The organism is Mycolicibacterium iranicum (genome assembly GCF_002101705.1).
Lineage (GTDB): Bacteria > Actinomycetota > Actinomycetes > Mycobacteriales > Mycobacteriaceae > Mycobacterium > Mycobacterium iranicum.
Genome location: NZ_LQPC01000080.1, coordinates 1 through 1,059 on the forward strand (window position 1 = coordinate 1; position 1,059 = coordinate 1,059).

The following is a 1,059-nucleotide window of genomic DNA, read 5'->3' on the forward strand; positions in this document are numbered from 1 at the left end:
CAGGACCCGCCGCAACCAACAACCCCACACCAAGGACGAACACACCCGCCCCCGTCCGCGACACCAAACGATCCGAACCCATCACAACCCCTTACTTGATCAGCGATCCTGCGTGTCAGCGGATTCTGTGCTGTGCGTCCCTGGCGGCATTGCGTCCGGAAAGTGCGGCCTGGTCGCGACGGGGCTGCAGGTTCTTCCATGACGATGGCGGAACTTGCGGGTTCTCCGGCCTTTCGGCGATGACCGTGAGATAGCTGCTCCGATTCCACGCCTCCATGAAAACTTCACGTGGGATCTGCCAAGCCCGGCCATACGGTTCGCCGGCCGAATTCGGCCATCCGGCGGCACTGTCATTGATGGTGATCGTGTCGGTGTTCGGGTCGTAACCCGTCACCACCACCGCGTGATTGGAACCCGCGTCGGGATCGGGTGCATCGAATTTGTACCTGGTGGCTACTTTGTAATAGAGGATCTGGCTGTACACGGCGGTGATAACGGCCTTATCAGCGGCGAGTGCCGTCTTGAGCTTCTCCAGCGCCGCGTCCTCGTAGTCGGTGTCACGCGAGTCATACCAGTGCACGTTGGAGTCGATGCCGTATTGCTTGAGCAGATTCTGGGCGTCTTCGTAGAACGCCCACTTGCCGCTATCGCGCATGCCGCGGTACATCATCTTGCCCGCAAACTTCCCCTTGTTCACGCTGAGGAGATTCATTGCCTGATAGACGATTTGAGGTTCGGTCGGGGCCTTGCCCGTGAGGATCCCGATGACGCCGGCCACCGACATCAGCACACAGTCACCCGAATTCTGCTTCTGCCAGTACCTGGCCGCCTTGGCTGGGTCGCCGTAGGTCGCCTGCAATTCCAGATCACGGCGTGTCAACGTCAACGAACCCGCATAACCAATCGCCTCAGGCACCACCGGCGAGGACGGCGACGACGGCGCCACCGGCACCACCCGCGGCTGCACCCGCACCGTACGCAACGTCAACAACCGATCCCGATCCACACCAGCAGCCGCCCGACCCAACGACGGAACCCGCGTCACCGGAGCCGGATCCA

General features: G+C 61.7%; 1 protein-coding gene. It reads right to left on the minus strand.

Features of this window, described 5'->3' with window-relative positions; all coding sequences use genetic code 11:
- Positions 1–115: 115 nt before the first annotated feature.
- On the minus strand, positions 116–1,059 hold a 944-nt coding region (locus AWC12_RS30120; RefSeq protein ID WP_207576508.1), incomplete at its 5' end, for a C39 family peptidase.